Origin of the sequence: Streptomyces sp. NPDC007095 (genome assembly GCF_040634475.1) — a bacterium.
Lineage (GTDB): Bacteria > Actinomycetota > Actinomycetes > Streptomycetales > Streptomycetaceae > Streptomyces.
In genome coordinates this window covers 1-7,113 of record NZ_JBEYFS010000369.1, presented here as the reverse complement: position 1 = coordinate 7,113, position 7,113 = coordinate 1, and the positions used below count along the sequence as shown (strand labels likewise).

The window sequence follows — 7,113 nt, the reverse complement described above, 5'->3', positions numbered from 1 at the left end:
GGGTGATCCGAAAGTTTCGGCTACCTTGTGGCTGCACAGATGTTGATGCCTAAACAAGGCCTGCGTCGATGCCTCCTTCCCCGGTCTCGGTCGCCCGCTGGGCCCTGCTGCACCCCGCATCCCACGACCGGCCGCGGGTCAGTGCCGATCACCTGCTTCAGCGGGAGAGCAACCCGCTTTTCCGGGTCCGCTACGCCCATGCCCGCACCCGGGCCCTCACCCGCAACGCCGCCGCGCTCGGCTGCACCGGCGATCCCGGTGACGTACCCGGCGAGGGCACCGACGCGCTTGTCGGGGCCCTCGCCGGGTATCCGGCCGTGCTGACGCAGGCGGCCCTGCACCGCGCGCCCGACCGGCTCGCCCGGCACCTCGTCACCACCGCCGACGCCCTCCTCGCCTTCCAGCACACCGTGCTGCCGCTCGGCGACGAGAAACCCTCGGCCGCCCACCGTGCCCGGCTCGCGCTCGCCGAAGCCGCCGGGACGGTGCTGGCCGGCGGCCTGTCCCTGCTCGGCATCAGCGCCCCTGACTATCTGTGACCGTCTGTGAGAGAAAAATGAGCCGTTCCGCACACCCCGCCGGGCCCCGTCACGCCGATGTCCTCCCCGAGGGCCACTACAGCGCCCCGCCCGCCGACCTCAACGCTCTCGACCCCAAGGTCTGGGCGCACACCGTCAGCCGTACGGACGACGGCGTCGTCAGCGTCGGCGGGATGGAAGTCACCCGGCTCGCCGAGGAGTTCGGCACCCCCGCCTACTTCATCGACGAGGCCGACTTCCGCGAGCGCGCCCGCGCCTGGCGGACCGCCTTCGGGCACGACGCCGACGTCTTCTATGCCGGGAAGGCCTTCCTCTCGCGCGCCGTCGTGCGATGGCTGCACGAGGAGGGGCTCAACCTCGACGTGTGCTCCGGCGGTGAGCTCGCCACCGCCCTCTCCGCCGGGATGCCCGCCGACCGCATCGCCTTCCACGGCAACAACAAGTCCGAGGAGGAGATCGCCACCGCCGTCGAGGCCGGGGTCGGGCGGATCGTTCTCGACTCCTTCCAGGAGATCGTCCGCGTCGCCCACATCGCGCATTCCCTCGGCAAGCGGCAGCGGGTGCAGATCCGCGTGACCGTGGGGGTCGAGGCGCATACCCACGAGTTCATCGCCACCGCACACGAGGACCAGAAGTTCGGGGTCGCGCTGGCCGACGGGCAGGCCGCGGAGGCGGTGCGGCGTGCGCTCGCGCTCGACGGGCTCGAGCTTGTGGGGATCCACTCGCACATCGGTTCGCAGATCTTCGACATGGCCGGGTTCGAGGTCGCCGCCCGGCGCGTGGTGTCGCTGCTGGCCGCCGTTCGTGACGAGCACGGGGTCGAGCTGCCCGAGATCGACCTCGGTGGTGGCCTCGGCATCGCGTACACGAGTGACGACGATCCCCGCGAGCCGCACGAGATCGCGAAGGCGCTGGGCGAGATCGTCACGCGGGAGTGCGAGGCCGCGAAGCTGCGGACGCCCCGGATCTCGGTCGAGCCGGGGCGGGCCATCGTCGGGCCCACCGCCTTCACGCTCTACGAGGTCGGCACCATCAAGCCGCTCGACGGGCTGCGGACGTACGTCTCCGTCGACGGGGGGATGTCCGACAACATCAGGACCGCGCTGTACGACGCCGAGTACAGCGTCGCTCTCGTATCGCGCACCTCCGACGCCGAGCCCATGCTCGTCCGTGTCGTCGGCAAGCACTGTGAGAGTGGCGACATCGTGGTCAAGGACGCCTTCCTGCCCTCGGACCTGGCCCCCGGCGACCTCATCGCCGTACCCGCCACGGGTGCCTACTGCCGCTCCATGGCCAGCAACTACAACCACGCCCTGCGCCCGCCGGTCGTCGCCGTGCGCGACGGCGGGGCCCGGGTGATCGTCCGCCGGGAGACGGAGGAGGACCTGCTGCGTCTCGACGTCGGGTGACCGGCCGATCGGGTCGGAACGACCGGCTGGTCACCCCCGGAAACGACCGGCTGGTCACCCCCGGGAACGACCGGCTGGTCACCCCCGGGAACGACCGGCTGGTCACCCCCGGGAACGACCGGCTTGTCACCCCCGGCAACGACCGGTTGGTCACCCCCGGAAACGACCGGCTTGCCACCCGCGGAATGGCCCGCTGGTCTCCCCCGGGAACGACCGGCTGAACGAGGTCGGAACGACCGGCAGATCGAGGTCGGAATGACCGGCTGAACGAGGTCGGAACGACCGGCAGATCGAGGTCGGAATGACCGGCTGAACGAGGTCGGAATGACCGGCTGAACGAGGTCGGACGGCCGGTCGGCCCGGGTGGAAGATCTCCTGCCGCCGGCTGTCAGAAATATGAAATAGATGTCTCACGATCCGGACCAGGGATAGAAACTCCCGTCCGGTGAGTGAGACTGGTCCAACCGTAGACGGTATGAGGAAACGAGGTCGGATGATGCGTACGCGTCCGCTGAAGGTGGCGCTGCTGGGCTGTGGGGTTGTCGGCTCAGAGGTGGCGCGCATCATGACGACGCACGCCGACGACCTCGCGGCCAGGATCGGGGCCCCCGTCGAGCTGGCGGGCGTGGCCGTCCGCCGGCCCTCCAAGGTGCGCGAGGGCATCGACCCCGAGCTCGTCACCACCGACGCCACCGCCCTCGTCAAACGCGGGGACATCGACGTCGTCGTCGAGGTCATCGGCGGTATCGAGCCCGCCCGCTCCCTCATCACCACCGCCTTCGAGCACGGCGCCTCCGTGGTCTCCGCGAACAAGGCACTCCTCGCCCAGGAGGGTGCGGCCCTGCACGCGGCGGCGGAGGCGCACAACCGGGACCTCTACTACGAGGCCGCCGTCGCCGGCGCCATCCCGCTGATCCGGCCGCTGCGCGAGTCCCTCGCCGGTGACAAGATCAACCGCGTGATGGGGATCGTCAACGGGACGACGAACTTCATCCTCGACAAGATGGACTCCACCGGGGCCGGCTATCAGGAAGCCCTCGACGAGGCCACCGCGCTCGGGTACGCCGAAGCCGACCCGACCGCCGACGTCGAGGCGTTCGACGCGGCCGCCAAGGCCGCCATCCTCGCCGGAATCGCCTTCCACACGCGTGTGCGCCTCGACGACGTGTACCGCGAGGGCATGACCGAGGTCACCGCCGCCGACTTCGCCTCGGCGAAGGAGATGGGCTGCACCATCAAGCTGCTCGCCATCTGTGAGCGGGCGGCGGACGGGGGATCGGTGACGGCGCGCGTGCATCCGGCGATGATTCCGCTGAGCCACCCCCTCGCCTCCGTGCGCGGCGCGTACAACGCGGTGTTCGTCGAGTCGGATGCCGCCGGGCAGCTCATGTTCTACGGGCCGGGCGCCGGCGGCGCCCCGACCGCGTCCGCCGTGCTCGGCGACCTCGTCGCCGTCTGCCGCAACAAGCTCAGCGGCGCGACCGGGCCCGGCGACTCCGCGTACACCCAGCTGCCCGTCTCGCCCATGGGTGAGGTCGTGACGCGGTACCACATCAGCCTCGACGTGGCGGACAAACCGGGTGTTCTCGCCCAGGTGGCCACCGTTTTCGCCGAGCACGGCGTATCGATCGATACGGTGCGCCAGCAGGGCAAGGACGGCGAGGCCTCTCTCGTCGTCGTCACCCACCGAGCGTCCGACGCGTCCCTGAACGGGACCGTGGAGGCGCTGCGCAGCCTCGACACCGTGCGGGGTGTCGCCAGCATCATGCGGGTTGAAGGAGAGTAACCAGCAATGACCCACCAGTGGCGCGGAATCATCGAGGAGTACCGGGACCGGCTTCCGGTGTCCGACAGCACGCCGGTCGTGACGCTCCGTGAGGGCGGTACGCCGCTCGTGCCCGCGCAGGTGCTCTCCGAGCGCACGGGCTGCGAGGTCCACCTGAAGGTGGAGGGCGCCAACCCCACCGGGTCCTTCAAGGACCGCGGTATGACCATGGCCATCACCCGGGCCAAGGAGGAGGGCGCGAAGGCTGTCATCTGCGCCTCCACCGGCAATACGTCCGCCTCCGCCGCCGCGTACGCCGTGCGTGCGGGCATGGTGTGTGCCGTGCTCGTCCCGCAGGGCAAGATCGCCATCGGCAAGATGGGCCAGGCCCTCGTGCACGGCGCGAAGATCCTCCAGGTCGACGGCAACTTCGACGACTGCCTGACGCTCGCGCGCTCGCTGTCCGACAACTACCCTGTGGCGCTGGTCAATTCGGTCAACCCGGTGCGCATCGAGGGCCAGAAGACCGCCGCCTTCGAGATCGTGGACATGCTCGGCGACGCGCCCGACATCCACGTCCTGCCGGTGGGCAACGCGGGCAACATCACCGCGTACTGGAAGGGCTACACGGAGTACGCCGCCGACGGCATCGCCGGGCGCACCCCGCGCATGTGGGGATTCCAGGCCTCCGGTTCCGCGCCCATCGTGCGCGGCGAGGTCGTCAAGGACCCGTCGACGATCGCCACCGCGATCCGCATCGGCAACCCGGCCTCGTGGAAGTTCGCACTGGCCGCGCGGGACGAGTCGGAGGGCCTCATCGACGAGGTGACGGACCGTGAGATTCTGCGCGCCTACCGGCTGTTGGCCGCGCAGGAGGGCGTCTTCGTCGAGCCCGCGTCCGCCGCGTCGGTCGCCGGTCTGCTGAAGGCCGCCGAGCAGGGCAAGGTCGACCCCGGTCAGCGGATCGTCTGCACGGTCACCGGAAACGGGCTCAAGGATCCGGACTGGGCCGTTGCGGGCGCCCCGCAGCCGGTCACCGTTCCTGTGGACGCGGCCACGGCGGCGGAGCGGCTCGGACTGGCGTAAGGCAAAAAGGCCGTGAGGCAAAGGGCTCGGGCCGGCGGACGGCGGGTGGGCGGAGTGGCGTAAAGCCGCCTGGCGCACATCCGCCAGAAGCCGTCGGGGCCTGTCAGGGGCCATCAGTGGCAGGCGGATTTCGCCAGAAGTTGGCGAAATCCGGCCGCCGCCAGGGCCACCCCTGACGCAACCCGACAGGGGGTGCACGGGGGGCTTACGACACGCATCGTGCGCCTCCTGTGCGCCCTATGTCGCCACAGAACCTTCCTTCGATAGGCTGTACCGAACCCGCCCGCCGCATATGCCGCGGTGCCGCGCCGTCAGTGCAGTCAGTGCAGTCAGGGCAGCCACTGCGGTCTCCGGGTCTTCCGTACGTATCGCAGTCCCTCTCGCAGTTCATCCGAGTTCATCCGAAGCACGTAGTTCCTCTCGCAGCACATCGAAAATCTCGTACATCACGCAGCTCAAGGAGAGTCATCGAGCGATGGCCGGTCCAGCGTTCCGCGCCGCCGCCGTCCGGGTGCGCGTCCCCGCCACCAGCGCCAACCTCGGGCCGGGCTTCGACGCCTTCGGCCTGTCACTGGGGCTGTACGACGACGTGGTCGTCCGGGTGGCCGACTCCGGGCTGCACATCGACATCGCAGGTGAGGGCAGCGAGACGCTGCCCCGCGACGAGAATCACCTCCTCGTACGCTCCCTGCGCACCGCCTTCGATCTGCTGGGCGGACAACCGCGCGGCCTCGAGATCGTCTGCGCCAATCGCATTCCGCACGGGCGGGGCCTCGGCTCTTCCTCGGCCGCCATCTGCGCCGGAATCGTCGCCGCGCGCGCCGTGACCATAGGCGGCGACAGCAAACTCGACGACACCGCGCTTCTTGAGCTCGCCACCGAGATCGAGGGCCATCCCGACAATGTCGCGGCCTGTCTGCTCGGTGGTTTCACGCTCTCCTGGATGGAGGCCGGAGCCGCGCGGGCGATCAGGATGGACCCTGCCGATTCCATCGTTCCGGTGGTTTTCGTTCCCGGAAAGCCGGTCCTCACCGAGACCGCGCGCGGCCTGCTGCCGCGCACCGTTCCGCACGTCGACGCCGCCGCCAACGCGGGCCGGGCCGCACTGCTCGTCGAGGCCCTCAGCCGGCGCCCCGAGCTGCTGCTGCCCGCCACCGAGGACCGGCTGCACCAGGAGTACCGCGCCCCGGCCATGCCGGAGAGCGCGGCGCTGGTGGAGCGGCTTCGGGCCGACGGCATCCCCGCGGTGATCTCCGGCGCGGGCCCCACCGTCCTCGCGCTGGCCGACGAGGAATCCGCCGACAAGGTCGCTCATCTCGCAGGTCAGGGCTGGGCCGCCAATCGGCTGGACCTCGACGAAGCGGGAGCGTGCGTCCTTCCGCTCGCCCCGGCGGGCGTCCATTAAAAGCGCGCGGTTGCCGGATTTGGAGAGGGGGAATGTTTGTTGGATCCGGTAGTGTTAACCTCAAGTCTGCACCCGACCCCACCATGGCGAGGTGCTTCGTGTCCCCGTCCGGGACAACCATTCTTCCGGGAGCCTCCCAAACTGCTTTGTGCCATGCATTGGGTGCTATGCGCTGAGCAGTGCTGAGCACGCTCCGGAACCGGCGTGACCGTGCCGATGACACCGCAATTCAGTGCCACGGCTCCGGAATCGTCATCATCAGATATGTCTTCCGCCTCTTTGGCGGACCACCGCCCCGGCACGGTCCACACAGCAAGGACCAATGCCGGACAGCACAACCGGTCGCCGAGCCAGACAGGCCGACGTCCGCTCCAGGGAAGGACCCTTCGTGAGCGACACCACCGATCTGATGGGCGCACGTGTCGAGGAGACCGCTGCCGCGCCCGCCACGGACGCCTCTGCCGCGCCTGCCTCCGGTGCCGGCTCCCGGCGGCGCCGCGGTACCGGCCTCGAGGGCATGGTGCTGGCCGAGCTGCAGCAGGTCGCGTCCGGCCTCGGTATCAGGGGCACCGCGCGGATGCGCAAGAGCCAGCTGATCGAGGTCATCAAGGAGGCGCAGGCGGGCGGGGGTGCCCCGGCCAAGGCCGAGGCCGCCACCGAGACCAAGCCGAAGCGCCGGGCCACCTCCAAGGCCCGTACCGGCGACGACGCCGCTCCGGCCGCCGAGAAGAAGGCCGCCGAGAAGCCCGCAGCCGAGAAGGCCGTGGCCCAGCAGCAGATCGAGATCCCCGGCCAGCCGGCCAGCGACGACGCCCCCGCGGGTGAGCGCCGCCGTCGTCGTGCCGTGGCCGAGGCCGGCAGCCCCGAGACGGTCACCGCCGAGGCGAAGAGCGAGCCGAAGGCCGCCGT

At 70.1% G+C, this 7,113-nt stretch carries 6 protein-coding genes and 1 pseudogene; all 7 read left to right on the top strand.

The genetic code is table 11. The annotated features are described in order from the left end of the window. Window positions 1-92: 92 nt before the first annotated feature. A pseudogene (locus tag ABZ656_RS54955) lies at window positions 93-539 on the top strand (DALR anticodon-binding domain-containing protein); the annotation flags it as partial. Window positions 540-556: 17 nt separating this feature from the next. After that, the gene (lysA, locus tag ABZ656_RS54950) at window positions 557-1,948 is read left to right on the top strand and encodes a diaminopimelate decarboxylase (protein ID WP_101400682.1); all 1,392 of its coding nucleotides are present in this window, start codon (window positions 557-559) and stop codon (window positions 1,946-1,948) included. Further along, window positions 1,945-2,169 (top strand): hypothetical protein, encoded by a 225-nt coding sequence (locus tag ABZ656_RS54945; RefSeq protein WP_360279826.1) that lies wholly within the window; start codon window positions 1,945-1,947, stop codon window positions 2,167-2,169. The genes lysA and ABZ656_RS54945 overlap by 4 nt, the downstream gene beginning before the upstream one ends. 275 nt (window positions 2,170-2,444) lie before the next feature. After that, a complete protein-coding gene (locus ABZ656_RS54940) occupies window positions 2,445-3,734 on the top strand; it encodes a homoserine dehydrogenase (protein WP_360279829.1) in 1,290 nt (429 codons plus the stop codon). Window positions 3,735-3,740: 6 nt separating this feature from the next. Next, on the top strand, window positions 3,741-4,799 hold the full coding sequence (gene thrC / locus ABZ656_RS54935; RefSeq protein ID WP_101400684.1) for a threonine synthase: 1,059 nt from the start codon (window positions 3,741-3,743) through the stop codon (window positions 4,797-4,799). Window positions 4,800-5,274: 475 nt separating this feature from the next. After that, complete coding sequence (gene thrB, locus ABZ656_RS54930) at window positions 5,275-6,204, top strand: homoserine kinase (RefSeq protein WP_054233236.1); 930 nt, start codon at window positions 5,275-5,277, stop codon at window positions 6,202-6,204. Between the two features lie 388 nt (window positions 6,205-6,592). Further along, the coding region (locus tag ABZ656_RS54925; RefSeq protein WP_360279822.1) for a Rho termination factor N-terminal domain-containing protein at window positions 6,593-7,113 on the top strand (521 nt) is incomplete at its 3' end.